We start from the raw sequence: 15,632 nt of genomic DNA, 5'->3' as shown, positions 1-15,632 counted from the left end.
CAATGGCGGCCGATCAGCACGGTGCGGCCGCCTTCGGCCGCACCACGGCACCACCCACGGGGAGTTCACCCATCATGACCCGCCTGCACGTCATCTCCGCCGCCACCCGGCCCACCTCCAACGGCCGTCCGCTCGCCGCCTGGGTCGCCGACCGGGCCCGCGCCCACGGCGGTTTCGAGGTCACCCCGGTGGACCTGGCCGAGATCGCGCTGCCCTTCCTGGACGAGCCCGAGTACGCCTCCAGTGGCGTCTACGCGCACCAGCACACCCGCGACTGGAGCGCCCTGGTCTCGTCCGCCGACGCGTTCCTGTTCGTGCTGCCGATGTACAACGGCGGGTTCACCGCGCCGTTCAAGAACGCCGTCGACTTCCTCTACAGCGAGTGGCAGGGCAAGCCGGTCGGTCTGGTCAGCTACAGCGCGGGCGGGACGGGCGGCGCGCCGGCCGCCGAGATGCTGCTGCCCGTCCTGACCCGGCTCGGCATGCTGCCGGCCGGCCGTTCGGTGGCGGTTCCGGGCATCAACGCCCTGGTCGGGGAGGCGGGCTTCGAGGCTCCGGCCGCGCTGTCGGACGAGCTGGACGGGGTGCTCGACGACGTCGCGGCCCTGGCGAAGGAGCCCGTCGCCGTGTGACGCGGGGCACTCTTGCGCGACGTTGGACAATGGAGGGTGGCCCGGAAGGATTTCGTACGCGCAGCAGGAGGACACGCATGGCAGAGCCCGAGCGGACCGAGCGGAGGCTGCGGCCCGCGCCGTTGCTCTTCGAGCCCTCGGACGCCGCCACGGACCCGGAGCACTTCTTCGACCTGGAATCCATCGAGGATCCGCGTGAGCTGCTGGCCCGGGCCACCGAGCTGACGCTGGCCTTCCGGGCGGCGCACGACCGGGCCGTGGAGTTCCAGGCCCTGGCGGCGGCCCAGCTGGCGGATCCCCGGCGTTTCGACCGGATCCCGCCGGAGGCGATCGCGGCGGTCGCGGAGTGGACCGAGGACTACGCGCGCAAGATGATCGAGTTCGGCGAGGACCTCCAGCGCGGCGCCGCCCCCGACGGACCGTAGGGCATGGCGACCGTCGGGCGGGTGCGGTCCCGTACCCGCCCGACGGAGGCACCTGGCATATGCGGGGCGCAACATACCCCAGCGCCGCCCGCCCTGTCCCGGTTTTCGGTAACTCCAGGGAATGGTCACATCACGCCCGGTAGACATTGGGCATGACGACGCTGACGACGGCCCCCGGCTGCCCCTCCCTCGACGGCACGGACGGGCGCCCCGCGTCCGCGACCCACGTCACACCGCAGGGCGCGGCCTGGCTGGCGTCCGCCTCCGCGCACCCCGAGCACACGCTGGTCGCCTGGCAGGCCCGGCCCGCCACGCCCGCCGTGCTGCCCTGCGGGACCGCCTTCGACGTCGTCAACGTCCCGGTCGTCCTGGGCCGCCGGATGCTCGACCTGTTGTGGGAGCGCGGCCCCGGCTCCGGCCCGGCCGCCGTGCACCGGGGCCGGATGCTGCTCTTCGCCACCCCGGGGACGGCCCAGCGGCTGCCCGCCCTGCTCGCCTGGGAGGAGTGGAACCCGGGCGCGCCGGCGCCGCTCTGCCACGGCCACGGCGACGCCGTCACCGTGCCCCCGCTCGCCGCCGCGCCCGGCCCCTCCCGCTGGCTCGTGGCCCCCGGATCCCGGCTCCCGTGGCTGCCCGGCCCGGACGCCCTGCTGTGGGCGTTCCTGCACGCCACCCGGGGTGCGGCGGCGATTTTTCCTTCGGCGGATCCGGATGCTAATGTCTACGACGTCAGCAGGCGCCGCTAGCTCAGTTGGTTAGAGCAGCTGACTCTTAATCAGCGGGTCCGGGGTTCGAGTCCCTGGCGGCGCACAGACGGAAGAAGGCCCCCCACGCGAGTGGGGGGCCTTCTTCGTGTGCCGTGCGGCGGCCTACGTGGTGATCTTCACCGTGTAGGCGCCGGACCGGGTCCGGTCGGCGACCTCGATCGTGATGCCCTCCCCCGGCACGGTGAAGGTCTCGCCGACCTCCACGGGCGCGTCCGCCAGTGGCGGGTACACCGAGCGGTCCCAGCAGGCCTCCGTGCGCGGGTGCGCGTCGAGGACCTCGATCGGGCCGCCGCCGGAGGACGCCTCGTTGCGGACCCGGTAGACCAGCACGCCCTCGGTGCAGGTCTCCCCGTCGTTGCCCACCGAACCCCGCGCCTCGACGGCGATCGCGCTGCCGGGTCCGGTACGGATCACCGCCAGCCGGGTGCCGCCGCTGCTGCCGGGCTCCGGGGCCTGCGCGAGCGGCTGGAGGGTGTGCATCGAGGAGCCGGACCGTACGCAGTCCACCTGCGAGCGGTCCAGCCAGCCCAGCTTCCACTTGTGCCAGGCGAACAGGTCGGGGGCCATGCCGAACTGGCTGCCCATGACGTCCCAGTCCCCGACGTACGTGTCCCAGTCGCCCTTGCCGTCCGACGGGCGGTGGTAGAGGTCGGGCAGGTCGAAGACGTGCCCGGTCTCGTGGGCGAGGACGTTGCGGTCCGGCGGGTGCCGCTCGAAGACGGTGACGATCCGTCGCAGCGGCACGCCGTCGGCGGTCAGCGGCCGGTCGAAGTTGACGACCTTGGTGGCGTCGGAGTCCACCCCGGGCGCTTCCGGGTCGGCGACGAAGTAGACGACGTCGTACGCGCCGAAGTCCACCTCGGGGTCCGCGACGGCGACCGCGTCCCGCAGGTAGGCCGCCCGGTCCTCGGGGGCCCAGTCGCGCCTTATCCCGTACTCGGTGGAAGCCTTGGGCATCCGGATCCACCGCTTCTGGGGGTGGGGGACCAGCCGGAACCGCCCGTACGAGGCCCGCTCGAAGAAGTCGCTGGTGGCGGGGAAGTAGTCGGAGGTCAGTTGCTCCGGGGTGAGATCGGCGCGGTGGTCGGGGAAGGAGAGGAAGACCATGACCGCGTTGAGGGTGCGTTCCGGCTTGGGGTAGGAGCGGTTCCAGGTGTCGAGTCCGAGCGAGTGGTGCGCCGCCGTGCGGGTCAGGGCGCAGGGGCCCGCCTCGGAATCGGCCGCGGCGGGGCCGGCGATCAGCGACATCGCGGCGAGGGCCGCCATGGAGGTGAGGACCGCCGCCGCACTTCGGGCGCGGGAGCCTTCCACTCCCCCGGGTGTCTGCTGTCGCGGCACATCGACCTCCGGTGGTGGATTGGTTACCTTTCATCCACTTTGAGGCGATTGTCTTACTAATGCCCTGTTCCGGTGCCCCACACGAGTGAGCACTACGGCAAGCCGGTGACCCCCGGGGTTCACGCACACGCATACGGAACGTCACGACCGATCACGGGGGATCAGGCGCGACCCCCGCGCGCTCAGAGGTGCGCAGAAACGATCGCCCCGGGTCGGCCGGCGAGGTGTCCGACGGGGCGTCAGTACGACGTCATCACGACGAAGGACCGTGTTCCGTACGGCGACGCCGCTGGATAGGGCCTCCCGGCAGCCTCTATGATCGGCACACTTTCCTGCACGGACACTCACGAGCACTGCGGGAGCCAACGGTGAGCGGAACCTCAGAGGGGACCGGTTCGGCGGCCGACAGCATCCGATCGGCCCTTACGGAGCGTCACCCGGCAGTGCCGGCCGTACCTGGCATGGCGGCGGCGCCGGCCAGGTTCGCGACGGAACCACTCGACTACCGGGCCGCCTTCGACGCGGCCCACCTCGCCATGGCCGTGGTCGGCCGCGACGGCGACGTCATCGCCGCCAACCAGGCCCTCGCCGGGCTGCTGGGCGCCGAGCCGCGCGCGCTGGCCGGGCAGTCGGCGGCGGACCTGGTGGACCTGGCGGCCGAGGCCCGTACCTGGCAGGCGTACCAGGAGGTGTTGCGCGGACGGCAGGCCCGGCTGCGCTGCACGCGCCGCCTCAAACACCCCGACGGGCACTCGTTGTGGACGGAAGTGACGCTGGGGCCGGTCCCCGGCACCAAGGACGTCCTGCTGTCGGTCGCCGACATCAGCGACCGGCGCGACCTCCAGGCCCGGCTGCGGCACCTCCAAATGCACGACCCGGTGACGAGACTGCCGAACCGGGCACTGTTCTTCGAGCGGCTCTCGGCCGCCCTGGAGGCCTCCGCGTACGGGCAGGGCGGTACGGGGCGGATCGGGCTGTGCTACCTCGACCTGGACGGCTTCAAGGCCGTCAACGACACCCTGGGGCACCGGGTCGGGGACCGGCTGCTGACGGCCGTGGCGGCCCGGCTGACGCAGTGCGCGGACCAGTCCGGCTACGGCCGCACCGGTGGGCACCTGGTGGCGCGGCTCGGCGGCGACGAGTTCGCGCTGCTCGTCGAGGACTCCACCGGCACTGACCAGCTCACTGACCTGGCGCGGAGCGTGCTGGCCGCCGTGCAGGAGCCGTTCGACCTGGCCGGGCAGCGGCTGTCGGTCTCGGCGTCGATCGGCGTAGTGGAACGCGACACGGAGGGGACGACGGCGACCGGTCTCATGCAGGCCGCCGATACGACGCTGTACTGGGCGAAGGCGGACGGCAAGGCCCGCTGGACGCTCTTCGACCCGGAACGCAACGCGCACCGCATGACCCGGCAGGCGTTGTCCTCGACGCTGCGGCCGGCGGTGGAGCGGGGAGAGTTCGAGCTGGAGTACCAACCTCTGGTGGATCTGGAGAGCGGCGCCGTGCGCGGGGTGGAGGCCCTGGTGCGCTGGAACCACCCGCAGTTCGGCATGCTGACGCCGAATCGGTTCATCGGGATCGCCGAGGAGGACGGCTCGATCGTCCAGCTCGGCGGCTGGGTCCTGCGGACGGCCTGCCGGCAGGCCCGGCGCTGGCAGATCGAACAGCCCAGCGACGCGCCGGTGTTCGTGTCCGTCAACGTGGCGGTGCGGCAGGTGTGGGACTCCGACCTGGTCGGGGACGTCGCCGAGATCCTCGCCGAGACGGGGCTGGCCCCGCAGCTGCTCCAGCTGGAGCTGACGGAGTCGGCGGTGATGGGCTCGGCGGGCCGCCCGTTGCAGGCCCTCCAGGCGCTGAGCGACATGGGCGTACGGATCGCCATCGACGACTTCGGCACCGGCTACTCGAACCTGGCCTACCTGAGCCGGCTGCCCGTGTCGGTGCTGAAGCTGGACGGCTCCTTCGTGCACGGCTTCCGCTACGAGGACGGCGCGCACCCGAACCCGGCCGACGAGACCATCGTGGAGGCCCTGGTCCAGCTCGCCCACCGGCTGGGCCTGACGGTCACCGCGGAGTGCGTGGAAACCGCCGGCCAGGCGGCCCGCCTGCGGCGCGTGGGCTGCGACACGGGCCAGGGCTGGCTGTACTCGCGGGCGGTGGCCCCGGACGTGATCGCCCGCATGATCGGCCGCCAGGCCGCGGCCCCGCATCCCGCGGTCTGAGGGGGTGCGGGGCGGCGGGGCCGTACGGTCAGAGGCTCCGCACGAAGACGGCGAACGCCTCGGGGGCCACCGCGAAGACGGGACCCCCGGGGTTCTTGGAGTCCCGCACGGCGACCGCGCAGGACTGGGGGGCGACTTCTACGCAGTCGCCGCCACTTGATCCGCTGTACGAGGCCTTGCGCCAGGTGGCTGCGCCGATGGGGGCACACTCGACGCACTCTCCGCCCGTGGTCCCGCTGTAGGACGACTTACGCCATTGCACCCTCGTCATGTGCAGGCCGTTCTCCATAACGTTCCTCCATTACGCGAGCGATCAGCGTGGCCGAGCGTTCGGGCGAGAGCGCCGCAGCCTGCAGGCGAGAGTAGCCGACCGCTCGCTCCTTGATCACTGACGGGTTGGCCGTCATATGTCCTTGTGCATAGCCCTCTTGGTAGATGACATCCGGATCGCCATCGAAGCGTAGGAGCGTGAAAGAACCCATCATTCCGGGGTGTTGCCCGACCGAGAAGGGGAGAACCTGAATCTGCACCCAAGGATGCTCAACGAAGCCCTGGAGATGTGCGAGCTGGCTTCGCATGACCTCACGGCCGCCGACTTCCTGGTACAGCACAGCCTCCGTGAGCACCACCCACAACGCGGGCTGGTCCTCCCGCTTCAGGATGTGCTGTCGATCCATGCGGGCGGCCAGCAGCCCTTCGGCCTGGTCGGGTCGGTCAACGCCGAGCAGGGCGCGCGCGTAGTCCTCCGTTTGAAGGAGGCCATGAACCAACTGGCACTGGAACGTCGAGATGTACGTCGCCCGGGCCTCCATCTCCGCGTACGCCTGGAACCATGTCGGCAAGACGCTCCGCAGCACGAGCCCCACCAGGCGGGAGAAGTGGCCGTCCGTGTCCAGCGCCGCGTCCAGCCGTTCCGAGAAGTCGCGGGTCGGGACGCGGGCGGTGGTTTCCACCTGGCCGATCAGGGAGCCGGTGCAGTAGATGACGGCGCCCAGCTGCGTCTGCTTCAGGCCGGCCGCTTCGCGCAGGCGGCGCAGTTCGGAGCCGTAGTAGTCCAGCGGCGAGGCGCTGGGATCGAGGTCGCGGGTCAGGACCACGGGACGGTCACCCCCATGAATGCGTGGGTCCGGTTCGGTCGTGACCAACCGTAGCCACCCCGCCACGCGCTGATGGGGGAAATCGGGCAACCATGTGACACACCCAGCCCCGCACCCGGAATCCGGGGCGGGGCGGGGTGGCGCTCGGCGCGGGGTGGGGGGAGATCAGCAGGCGCCGAGGTCCTTCCAGACACCCCATTCACCGGTGGTGCCGGGCGCCTCGTTCTGGGTCCACCACTGGGCCTTGTACTTGCGGCCGTTGTGGGAGACCTCCGTGCCGCCGGTGTAGACGGTGCCCGCGACGTAGGCCGGGACGGAACCGCAGCCGGTGGGCGGCGTCGTCGGAGGCGTGGTCGGCGGGGTCGTCGGCGGGGTGGTGGGAGGCGTGGTCGGCGGGGTGGTCGGCGGCTGGGTGGTGCCGCCGAGGGCGTCCGAGATCTGGTTCAGCAGGGTGGTGTTGTTGTCCAGACCGAGGAGGGAGTACATCATCGCGCCGGCCAGGCCGCGCTGCTTGCCGTAGTCGACCCGGGCCTGGATGGCCTTCTGGTTCAGGCCGGTGAAGAACTCGCCGTCCTTGTAGAAGTAGGCGGACTTGGCGCCCTCGTCCCAGAAGGTGGTCGCCGGGTTGTCGACGATCCCGCCGAGCTCCTTGTAGTGGGCGATGCCCGCCTGCTGGCTGACCGGGCGGACGTTGGAGGCTCCGGTGGCCGACTGGGCGAGACCGTTGTTCGCGCCGGCCGGAACGCCCTTCCAACCGCGGTAGTAGAACTCGTAGCCCAGGGTCAGCTTGTTGGCGGGGAAGCCGCCGGCGATCCCGTAGGCCGGGTTGCCGTCGATCCAGGAGTCGATGGCGTTGTCGACGCTGTACTTCTGGGTGCCCGGGGCGATCGGGTCGGTCGGGTCACCGGCCGGGGAGTACAGCGGGGACTGGTGGTAGGTCGGGCCGTCGCTGTCCCAGGCGCCGTGCATGTCGTACGTCATGATGTTCGCGTAGTCGAGGTACGCGCCGATCTTGTCCGTCTCGATGTACTTGATCTTGTCCTGGCCGGCCGGCAGGGCCGCCGTCAGCAGGTACTTCTTTCCGCCGTTGGCCGCGCCCTCGGCGTCGAGCTGCTTGCGGAACTCCTGGAGCAGCAGGGTGAAGTTCTGCTTGTCCTCGGGGCCGTAGTGGTTGCCCAGGTGGCCGCCGGAGGAGCCCGGGTACTCCCAGTCGATGTCGATGCCGTCGAAGATGCCCGCCGCGGTGCCGGGGCCGCCGAAGCCGCCCTCCACCGGGAGGTCGCCCTTGATGTACTGCTTGATGCAGGAGGCGACCAGCTTCTTGCGGGAGGCGTCGGTCTTCGCCGCGTCGTGGAAGAACTTCGAGTAGGTCCAGCCGCCCAGCGAGATGTTGATCTTCAAGTGGGGGTACTTGGCCTTCAGTTCCTTGAACTGGTTGAAGACGCCCACGATCGGCTGGTCCCACTTGTCGGCGACGCCGTCCACGCTGTCGGCCGCGCTGAAGGACTTCTGGTAGTCGGCGTAGCTGTCGCCCGCGCCGTCACCGGCGTTCGGGTTGTTGTCGTCCCCGGCCGCCTTGTTCGCCTCGAAACAGGTGAGGTCGGTGGGGTGGATGTTGCCGAACGAGTAATTGATCACGTCCAGCTTCCCCGCTATGCCCCGGGTGTCGAGGTGCTTGGGGTAGAAGGCGTTGCCGTAGACGCTCCACTGGTCGTAATAGGCGATGCGGACGCCGCCGCTGCTCGCGGTGGTGGACGTGTCCGCGGCCTGCGCGGTGCCGAGTCCCGCGAAGGTGGCCAGCGCTCCGGCTGCCAGCGCGGCCGTGGCGGCGGCCGCGATGAGGGGTTTACGGATGTGCATGAACTGCCTCCGGGGGGTGGGAGGGGAGGACATCAGCTTCAGGTGAGAGAAGTGATAGCGATCACCGACCACCCCAGTCAATGGTTTGGACCAAAGAAGGACTAGACCACTGAGCGGACAAATGTGCTCGTCAGAGACCTGAGAGCACGTCAAAAACCGCTCGCCACCCCGGATGACGAGCGGTTTAAGACTCCCTTAGGCCATGCTCCGGCAAGGTTTCGGCAACAAACCAGCCAAACCCCGTTCGCAGGCGCTCAAGCCGGAATCGAGACGTCCGTCGGCATGCCGTACGCATCTGCGACGAGCCCGTAGGACCGCAGCCGGGCGTCGCCGCCGTGGGCGTTGGCCGTCAGCATCAGCTCGTCGGCGCCGGTCCGCTTCACCAGCGCGTCGAGTCCGGAGCGGACCTCGTCGGGCACGCCGTGGACGATGTTCGCGAGCCAGCCGTCGACGAACTCCCGCTCCAGCGGGGAGAAGGGGTACGCCGCCGCCTCCTCGGGCGTCGGGACCAGCCCGGGCCGACCGCCGCGCAGCCGGAGCATCGACAGCGCGCCGGTGAGGACTTGGGCGCGGGCCTCCTCCTCGGTGTCGGCGGCGAGCGCCGAGACGCCGATGACGGCGTACGGGGCGTCCAGGACGGCGGAGGGCCGGAAGCTCTGCCGGTAGAGGTCGAGCGCGGGCAGGGTGCCGGCGGCCGAGAAGTGGTGGGCGTACGCGAAGGGCAGGCCGAGCTCGCCCGCGAGGCGGGCGCTGAAGCCGGAGGAGCCGAGCAGCCAGACCGGCGGGCGCCCGGCGGGCCCCTGCACCGGGCCGGGGACGGCGTGCACGCGGGCGTACGGGTGCCCGTCGGGGAAGTCGTCGTCGAGGAAGCGGAGCAGCTCCGCGAGCTGCCGGGGGAACTCGTCGGCGGCCTCGTCGAGCCGCCCGGAGCCGCGCAGCGCGGCGGCGGTGCGCGGGTCGGTGCCGGGCGCGCGGCCGAGTCCGAGGTCGACGCGGCCGGGGGCGAGGGCCTCCAGGGTGCCGAACTGCTCGGCCACGGTCAGGGGGGCGTGGTTGGGCAGCATGACCCCGCCCGAGCCGAGCCGGATGCGGGAGGTGTGGGCGGCGAGGTGGGCCAGGATCACGGCCGGGGAGGAACTGGCGACCCCGGGCATGGAGTGGTGCTCGGCGACCCAGTGCCGGTGGTAGCCGCGGGACTCGGCGAGCCGGGCGATGTCCACGCTGGTCCGCAGCGACGCCGTCGCCGTGCTGCCGCTGCCGACGGTGACGAGGTCGAGGACCGACAGCGGCACCGGCGCCCCGCCCCGGACGGTCCCGCGGATCGGATCCGCGGCCCCCCGGCCCTCGTCCGTGTGCCGGCCGGCGTCCCCGTTGTCGCTCATCGTCGATCCCGTCCCGTCCCGTTCGCCTCGTTCGGTGGTTCTACGAAGTAATCGAACGGTCCCGGTGGCCCCGGGCATTCCCGGCAGACCGGGACGGGATCATGCTTCTGGCATATGCCAGACGAGTAGCGCCTGATGGAGGGACTTGATTAAGCCATCAATCTCATCAACACACGCTCCACGTGGGCCTCTTGATGGCTATCGTGGTAGAGCAAGCGGTAACAACCTGGTAGGGGGAAACCGTGGCGCTGAAGCCCGAGCCGACCGCGCCGTTCCACTCGGTGCAGTACGCCCTGCGCGTACTCGAAACGATCGCCCGCCACACCGGCGGTGTGACCGACGTACAGATCGCGCGCGAGACAGGCCTGCCCGCGGCCCATCTCGCCCCGATGCTGCTGATGCTGCGCCGGGAGGGGTACGTCCTGCAGGTGTCGGACGGCGCCTACGCCATAGGGGATTCCCTCGTCCTGCTCGGTTCCGGGATCGACCGGCAGCAGGCACTTCAGGAGAAGCTCCAGGAAACCCTGGACCGGCTGCGGGACTCGGTCGGCGCGGCCGTGTACATCAGCCGGTACGTCGACGGCGAGGTCCGCATCACCCAGTTCGCGGACAGTCCGCGCACGCCGAAGGTGCACGAATGGGTCGACTTCCGTTCGGCGGCGCACGCCAGCGCGGTCGGCAAGTGTCTGCTGACCCAGCTCGACCTCAACGGGCGGCGCGACCACCTGTCGCGACACAAGATCGCCCGGCTCACCTCGAAGACGATCGTGAACGAGCGGATCCTGTTCTCCAAGCTGGACAGCCAGCCGGCCACCGTGCCCATGCTGGACCTGCAGGAATACGCGGTCGGCACCGTCTGCGCGGCCGTACCGATCACCGCCGGCGCCGCCGTGGGCTGCCTGGCCCTCTCGCTTCCCGTCGAACACGCCCACCGACTGCGGGCCGCGGCCGACACCCTGAACCGGAAGGCGGCACCGCTGCTGCTGTCGCTCACGCTCTGAGGCACCGGGACCCGCCGCGGGGACCGGTGGTCGCGGGCCCGCAGGGCCCTGAAAACACTTCGGGCGGTTTCCGGTGAACCGGAAACCGCCCGAAGTACAGGTGCGCCGCCAGGGACTCGAACCCCGGACCCGCTGATTAAGAGTCAGCTGCTCTAACCAACTGAGCTAGCGGCGCCTGACAAAGAAAATACTACCTGCTCCCCGAGGGTGCTCAAAACCATTACCGCGCGCGCGGGCGGGGTCAGCGGTCCAGGAGGGCGCGCCGGCCGTGGGTGTCGTACGCGGCGAGCAAGGCGCGCAGGTCAGGTGGGTCGAGCGGGCGGTAGCCGGGAGCGCCGGGCGGTCGCCACCAGACGGGTTCCGGGCAGCGGAATCCGGTCCGGCGCAGGGTGACCCGGTGGACCTTGTTCGTCGCCGTCACGGGCATGGCGTCGAGGATCCGCAGGAAGCGGGGGGCCATCTTGGTGCCGAGGTCCGGCTGCGCGGCGAGGAAGCGGGCGAAGGCGTCGGGGTCGAACGCCTCTCCCCCGCGCAGGGCCAGGGCGGCCATCACCTGGTCCCCGGCGGCCTCGTCCGGGACCGCGTAGACGGCGACGGCGGCCGCCGCGTCCCAGCGGGCCAGGATGTTCTCGATCATCGCGGCGGCGAGGTTCTCGCTGTCGACGCGCAACCGGTCGTCCGTGCGGCCCGCGAACCAGAGGAAGCCGCGGGGATCGCGGAAGAAGAGGTCACCGGTCCAGTACCAGCCGTCGCGGGTGCGGTCGGCCTCCGCGTCGGGGTTGCGCCAGTAGCCCTCGAAGTGGCTGCGCCCCCGGTTGACCAGCTCGCCGATGGCCTCCTCGCCGTTCAGGAGGCGGCCGTCGGCGTCCAGGAGGGCCGGGGGGCATTCCCGTCCGGTGTCCGGGTCGATGACGGCGAGGTCGTCACCGGCTCCGGCCCGGCCCAGTGCGCCCGCCGGGGTGTCGGGGGTGCGCTGGACGGAGGCGCCGCCCTCGGTGGCCCCGTAGCCCTCGACGAGCCGGACCCCGAACCGCTCGGCGAAGCGGGCCGCGTCGACGGCCCCGGCCTCGGTGCCGAAGCCGAGGCGCAGGGTGTGCTCGCGGTCGTCGGGGCGGGGGGCGGTCGCGAGGAGGTACTGGACGGCCCGGCCGACGTAGGTGAAGTAGGTCGCGCCGTAGTCGCGTACGTCGTCCAGGAACGCGGAGGCGGAGAAGCGGCGGCGCAGGGCGACCGAGGCGCCGCCGGCGAGGGCGGGCAGCCAGTCGGCGATGACGGCGTTGCCGTGGAACAGCGGCATGCAGACGTAGTGGACGTCGTCCGGGCCGACCGAGAAGTGGCGGGCCAGGGAGTGTCCGGCGGCGGCGAGCCGGCCCTGGGTGCGGATGGCCGCCTTGGGGGCACCGGTGGAGCCGGAGGTGAAGTAGAGGAGGAGTCGGTCGGCGGGGCCGGGCGGGCGGCGGCGCACGGCCGCGTCTCCGGGCGCGGCGCCGGCGTACGGGGCGAGCAGGGCCTCGTACTCCTCGGTGCCGGTGATCAGGATCCGTACGCCGGGCAGGTCGAGGCCGCGCAGCAGTGGCAGGTGGGCGGCCTCGGTGACCAGGATCCGGCAGTCGGTGTGCAGGACGTCCCGGGCCAGTTCGGGGCCGCGCCGGGTGGGGTTGATCCCGGCGACGGCGGCCCCTGCCAGGGCCGCCGCGCCGAGCCAGAACGGGAACTCGGGAGTGTTGTCGAGCAGCACCCCGACGTGGGGCCGGGCCCCCGGCGGCAGCAGGTCGACGAGCAGGGCCGCGCGGGCGGCGGCCTCCCGGGCGGTCCGGTGGTGGCTGAGCACGGTGGGGCGACCGTCGTCGTCCCGGTACTTCAGGCCGGGCCGATGGTCGCCCCAGCCGCGCGCCACGAGTTCCGCGACGGTTCCGGGTGCGTCGGATGCGTGGGGGGCATCGGGTGCAGTCGTCGTCCGCATGCCGCCGGAGGTTAGCTGACGTTCCGTCAGAATTGAACGTCGGAGCAGGAGTAGAACGCCATCGGGGTGTCATGGACGGTCCACACGGCCAGGATCACGTGCCGGCCGGTCTTGCCGCTCGGCATGGCGCCCTGGTGGACGGTGGTCATGGCGGGACGGGCGCCGTTGTAGGCCACGGTCAGGAAGGGCTGGAGGTCGAGCGCGGAGCGGGTGAGGGGCCTGCTCGGGTCCCAGCCGTTCTTGGTGACGTAGTACTTGATGTCGGTGGTGGCGTGATTGGCGGTGAACTGCCAGCGGAAGCTGTAGCCCTGCCCGGCGCTCACGCTCGTGGCGGGCCAGGAGCCGCCGCGCGGGTCGTCGAGCTGCGCGAACTCGGGGTGGCCGGCGGCACATATCGTGCCGTCGGACGGGCCGAGCGCCGGGAAGCCCTTGGGGCCCTCGGCGCTCTGCGGCTCCCACTGGATGGGCCCGCAGTCGGAGACGGTCTTGTTGGCACAGAGCTTCTGGCGGCTGATCGGGGTGTCGGTGTAGCCGTGGCTGCTCGCGGTGGGCGCCGTGATCAGGGCCGCGCCGGCGAGGAGGCCGAGGCCGAGCACGGCGGCGCCGGTGCGGCCGGGTCGCGCGGGGCGGTCGGGGCGTATGGGCATGCGGAAGAGACGCATGATGCTCCTTGGACGTGGGGGGACCTGACGAGAGCGTGCGCACGCGTGGGGATGATTTCAGGTCTAGACCAAGTTCCACATTATTGACGGGAGTTGGCCATGTCTATACCAATGCGAGAACGGGTGGTCCGGTCATGACCGGCCACCCGTTCCCTTTGGTCCGGTCCGTGCGCCGGACCGGTGCGTTCGCTGTTCCTGTTTGTTGTTGGGGCTCCTGTCGCTCCCGGTGTTGTCGTTCTCGGTGCTACTGCTCGGCCCGGCCGGTGTAGAAGGCGACGGTGAGGTCCTTCACCAGGGCCTTGCGCTCGTAGTCGTCCAGTTCGACGATCCCGCGCGAGGTCAGCCGGTGGACGGTGTCGTCCACGGCGTCGACCACCGAGGTCAGGACGGTGTCCCGGTGCTTGGCGTCGATCGCGGCGACCCGGCGGCGGCGCATGGCCTCCGCCACCTCCGGGGCGTACTCGATCCGGGTCGGCTGGGCCGAGAACACCTCCACCCCGACGGCCTCGGTCTCGGCCGCCAGCATCCGGGTCAGCGCGTCGCCGACGGCCTCGGCGTCGCGCAGGGTCGGGGCGTCCTCGTGGAAGGCGTCGGCGGGGAGCTGGGACAGCACCCGGGCCATGGCCGACTCCACCTGCTCGGCGAGGTACTCGGTGTGGTCCTCGACGGCGAGGGTGGCCCGTGCGGTGTCCTTGACCTGCCAGACGACCTGGACGACCACCCGCAGGGCGAGGCCGCCGGAGTCCACGGCCGGCATCGGCTCGCTGCGCCAGTGCCGCAGGCGCACGTCGACCCGGCGGCGCAGCAGGAGGGGACTGACCCAGGTCAGGCCGGTACGACGGACCGTGCCGCGGTAGCGCCCGAACAGGGTGAGCACCCAGGCGTGACCGGCCTTGGCCCGTCCGAGACCGCCCAGCGCGAGGAGGGTCACGACGCCGAGGAAGGCCAGCGGGGGCCAGTGCGTGCTGCGGAGCCCGCGGTAGGGGCGGGGCGTCACCCCGAAGGCCTCCGCGAGGGCGGCCGGGACGACGCCCGCCCGCCACAGCAGGGCCGCGCAGCCGGTCATGGCCAACGCGCCGACGGCGAGCGCGAACCAGCCGGGGAGCACCGGGCCGCGGTGTTCGCGGAGCCGGTCGTCACCCCGGGGGACGCGGCGGCCGGCGGGCAGCCGGGTGCTGCCGCCGGGGCGCCGGGGGGTCCTCGCGGCCTCGGACGTCGGGGTCGGGGTCGGGGTCGGGGTCGCGAGGACGGTCGGGGCCGGGGTCGGGGTCGGGTGGGCGCGGAACGGGAGGTGTACGGGGATCTCCGTCACCGCCGCTCCGCGCGGGGTCCGGACGTGGGGCAGGTCCTGCGTGTCGTCGTCCTCGCGCGTCGCGTCCATGCCGCGGGCGACGGCCCGGGCCACGAGTTCGGCCACGTCGGGGGCGGGGGCCGGGGCGGGGGCCGGCCCGGCGTCTCCGTCGGGGCCGGGAATCCCGCTCCCCCTCGGGGGGTCGGTGGGGGCTTCGGCCGGCCAGAGCTCGCCCTGGGGGTGGCTGCGGGCCGCCTCCGGAACCGTCTCGGGGGCCGGGTGGGGGATGCCCAACGCCGGTGCGGGATCAGCCGGTCCGGCCTCCGCCCCGGCGGGGGCCGGCCGTACGTCGCCGCGCGGGTCCGGAGCGGCCGGGACGCCGTCGTGCCGAGACGCGGAGCCGAACGCGTCCCCGTCACGCGCTTCCGGTGCGGCGGGCCGCCCGTCCGACGTCGACGCGGAGCCGAACGCGTCTTCGCCGCGCGGGTCCGGAGCGGCCGGGGCCTGCTCCCGCTGCGGCGCGGAGCCGAACGGGCCCCCGTCACGCGGGGCGGAAGCCACCGGGGCGGCCTGCCGCCACGACGCGAACCCGGAGGAGGAAGAGGAGGAACCTTGGCCGCGCGGGTCCGGAGCGGCCGGGTCCTGGTCCCGCCGCGGCGCGGAGCCGAACGGGCCCCCGGCACGCGCTTCAGGTGCGGCGGGCCGCCCGTCCCGCGTCGCCCCCGCGCCGAACGAACCCCCGCCACGCGGGGCCGAAGCCGCCGGGGCGCCTTCCCGCCACGACACGGCCCCGGCGGAATCACCGCCGCGCTGGTCCGGAGCGGCCGGGGCGTCGTCGTACCGCGGTACGGGACTGCCGGTGTCCGCGCCTCGCGGGTCCGGAGCGGCCGGGTCCCGTTCCCGGTCCGGTGGCGCGAGGGACAGGCCCCGCCCCGCGGTCGGGACCTCGACCCACCGGCCGCGGCGCGGGGCAGGGGCCGCCTCCGGCTCGG

The 15,632-nt window shown here is 72.2% G+C and carries 13 protein-coding genes and 2 tRNA genes; 6 read left to right on the top strand and 9 right to left on the bottom strand.

Translation table 11 applies throughout. The annotated features are described in order from the left end of the window. Positions 1-74: 74 nt before the first annotated feature. The 4 genes from NOD94_RS15335 to NOD94_RS15320 all read left to right on the top strand — a co-directional run bounded on the left by NOD94_RS15335 (position 75) and on the right by NOD94_RS15320 (position 1,867). Positions 75-632, top strand: coding sequence for an NAD(P)H-dependent oxidoreductase (locus NOD94_RS15335; protein ID WP_281206467.1), 558 nt, complete (start codon positions 75-77; stop codon positions 630-632). A 77-nt stretch (positions 633-709) separates the two neighbouring features. Next, positions 710-1,057: a hypothetical protein gene (locus NOD94_RS15330; protein WP_281206466.1), complete on the top strand. Its 348-nt coding sequence runs from the start codon at positions 710-712 to the stop codon at positions 1,055-1,057. A gap of 152 nt (positions 1,058-1,209) precedes the next feature. Next, complete coding sequence (locus tag NOD94_RS15325) at positions 1,210-1,803, top strand: bifunctional DNA primase/polymerase (RefSeq protein WP_281206465.1); 594 nt, start codon at positions 1,210-1,212, stop codon at positions 1,801-1,803. Further along, positions 1,794-1,867, top strand: a tRNA-Lys gene (locus tag NOD94_RS15320). Before NOD94_RS15325 ends, NOD94_RS15320 begins: the two co-directional genes overlap by 10 nt. A gap of 59 nt (positions 1,868-1,926) precedes the next feature. Here the strand turns inward: NOD94_RS15320 and NOD94_RS15315 are convergent. After that, complete coding sequence (locus NOD94_RS15315; protein ID WP_281206464.1) at positions 1,927-3,162, bottom strand: M6 family metalloprotease domain-containing protein; 1,236 nt, start codon at positions 3,160-3,162, stop codon at positions 1,927-1,929. Between the two features lie 461 nt (positions 3,163-3,623). Between NOD94_RS15315 and NOD94_RS15310 the strand changes: the two genes are divergently transcribed. Beyond that, a complete protein-coding gene (locus tag NOD94_RS15310; protein ID WP_281206510.1) occupies positions 3,624-5,384 on the top strand; it encodes an EAL domain-containing protein in 1,761 nt (586 codons plus the stop codon). 28 nt (positions 5,385-5,412) lie between these two features. Here the strand turns inward: NOD94_RS15310 and NOD94_RS15305 are convergent, their stop codons facing one another. The 4 genes from NOD94_RS15305 to NOD94_RS15290 form a co-directional block, all read right to left on the bottom strand. Then, positions 5,413-5,655, bottom strand: a complete 243-nt coding sequence (locus tag NOD94_RS15305; RefSeq protein ID WP_281206463.1) for a DUF397 domain-containing protein — start codon at positions 5,653-5,655, stop codon at positions 5,413-5,415. Continuing rightward, a complete protein-coding gene (locus NOD94_RS15300; protein WP_281206462.1) occupies positions 5,633-6,481 on the bottom strand; it encodes a helix-turn-helix transcriptional regulator in 849 nt (282 codons plus the stop codon). The genes NOD94_RS15305 and NOD94_RS15300 overlap by 23 nt, the downstream gene beginning before the upstream one ends. 165 nt (positions 6,482-6,646) lie before the next feature. Next, positions 6,647-8,341 (bottom strand): glycosyl hydrolase family 18 protein, encoded by a 1,695-nt coding sequence (locus NOD94_RS15295; RefSeq protein ID WP_281206461.1) that lies wholly within the window; start codon positions 8,339-8,341, stop codon positions 6,647-6,649. Between the two features lie 254 nt (positions 8,342-8,595). Continuing rightward, complete coding sequence (locus NOD94_RS15290) at positions 8,596-9,723, bottom strand: LLM class flavin-dependent oxidoreductase (protein WP_281206460.1); 1,128 nt, start codon at positions 9,721-9,723, stop codon at positions 8,596-8,598. Positions 9,724-9,965: 242 nt separating this feature from the next. Here NOD94_RS15290 and NOD94_RS15285 point away from each other — a divergent pair, with 242 nt between their 5' ends. Further along, positions 9,966-10,724, top strand: a complete 759-nt coding sequence (locus tag NOD94_RS15285; protein WP_281206459.1) for an IclR family transcriptional regulator C-terminal domain-containing protein — start codon at positions 9,966-9,968, stop codon at positions 10,722-10,724. 101 nt (positions 10,725-10,825) lie between these two features. Here NOD94_RS15285 and NOD94_RS15280 read toward each other — a convergent pair. From NOD94_RS15280 to NOD94_RS15265, 4 genes are all read right to left on the bottom strand, one after another. After that, positions 10,826-10,899: transfer RNA gene (locus tag NOD94_RS15280), tRNA-Lys, on the bottom strand. Between the two features lie 66 nt (positions 10,900-10,965). Further along, positions 10,966-12,687, bottom strand: coding sequence for an AMP-binding protein (locus tag NOD94_RS15275; protein WP_281206458.1), 1,722 nt, complete (start codon positions 12,685-12,687; stop codon positions 10,966-10,968). 26 nt (positions 12,688-12,713) lie between these two features. Further along, the gene (locus tag NOD94_RS15270; protein WP_281206457.1) at positions 12,714-13,349 is read right to left on the bottom strand and encodes a lytic polysaccharide monooxygenase auxiliary activity family 9 protein; all 636 of its coding nucleotides are present in this window, start codon (positions 13,347-13,349) and stop codon (positions 12,714-12,716) included. Positions 13,350-13,593: 244 nt separating this feature from the next. After that, the gene (locus NOD94_RS15265; protein ID WP_281206509.1) at positions 13,594-15,426 is read right to left on the bottom strand and encodes an SPFH domain-containing protein; all 1,833 of its coding nucleotides are present in this window, start codon (positions 15,424-15,426) and stop codon (positions 13,594-13,596) included. Positions 15,427-15,632 lie beyond the last annotated feature (206 nt).

The sequence above is a fragment of the Streptomyces sp. Isolate_45 genome (genome assembly GCF_024721315.2).
Classification (GTDB): Bacteria; Actinomycetota; Actinomycetes; order Streptomycetales; family Streptomycetaceae; genus Streptomyces.
This window is presented reverse-complemented; position numbering and strand designations above follow the sequence as displayed.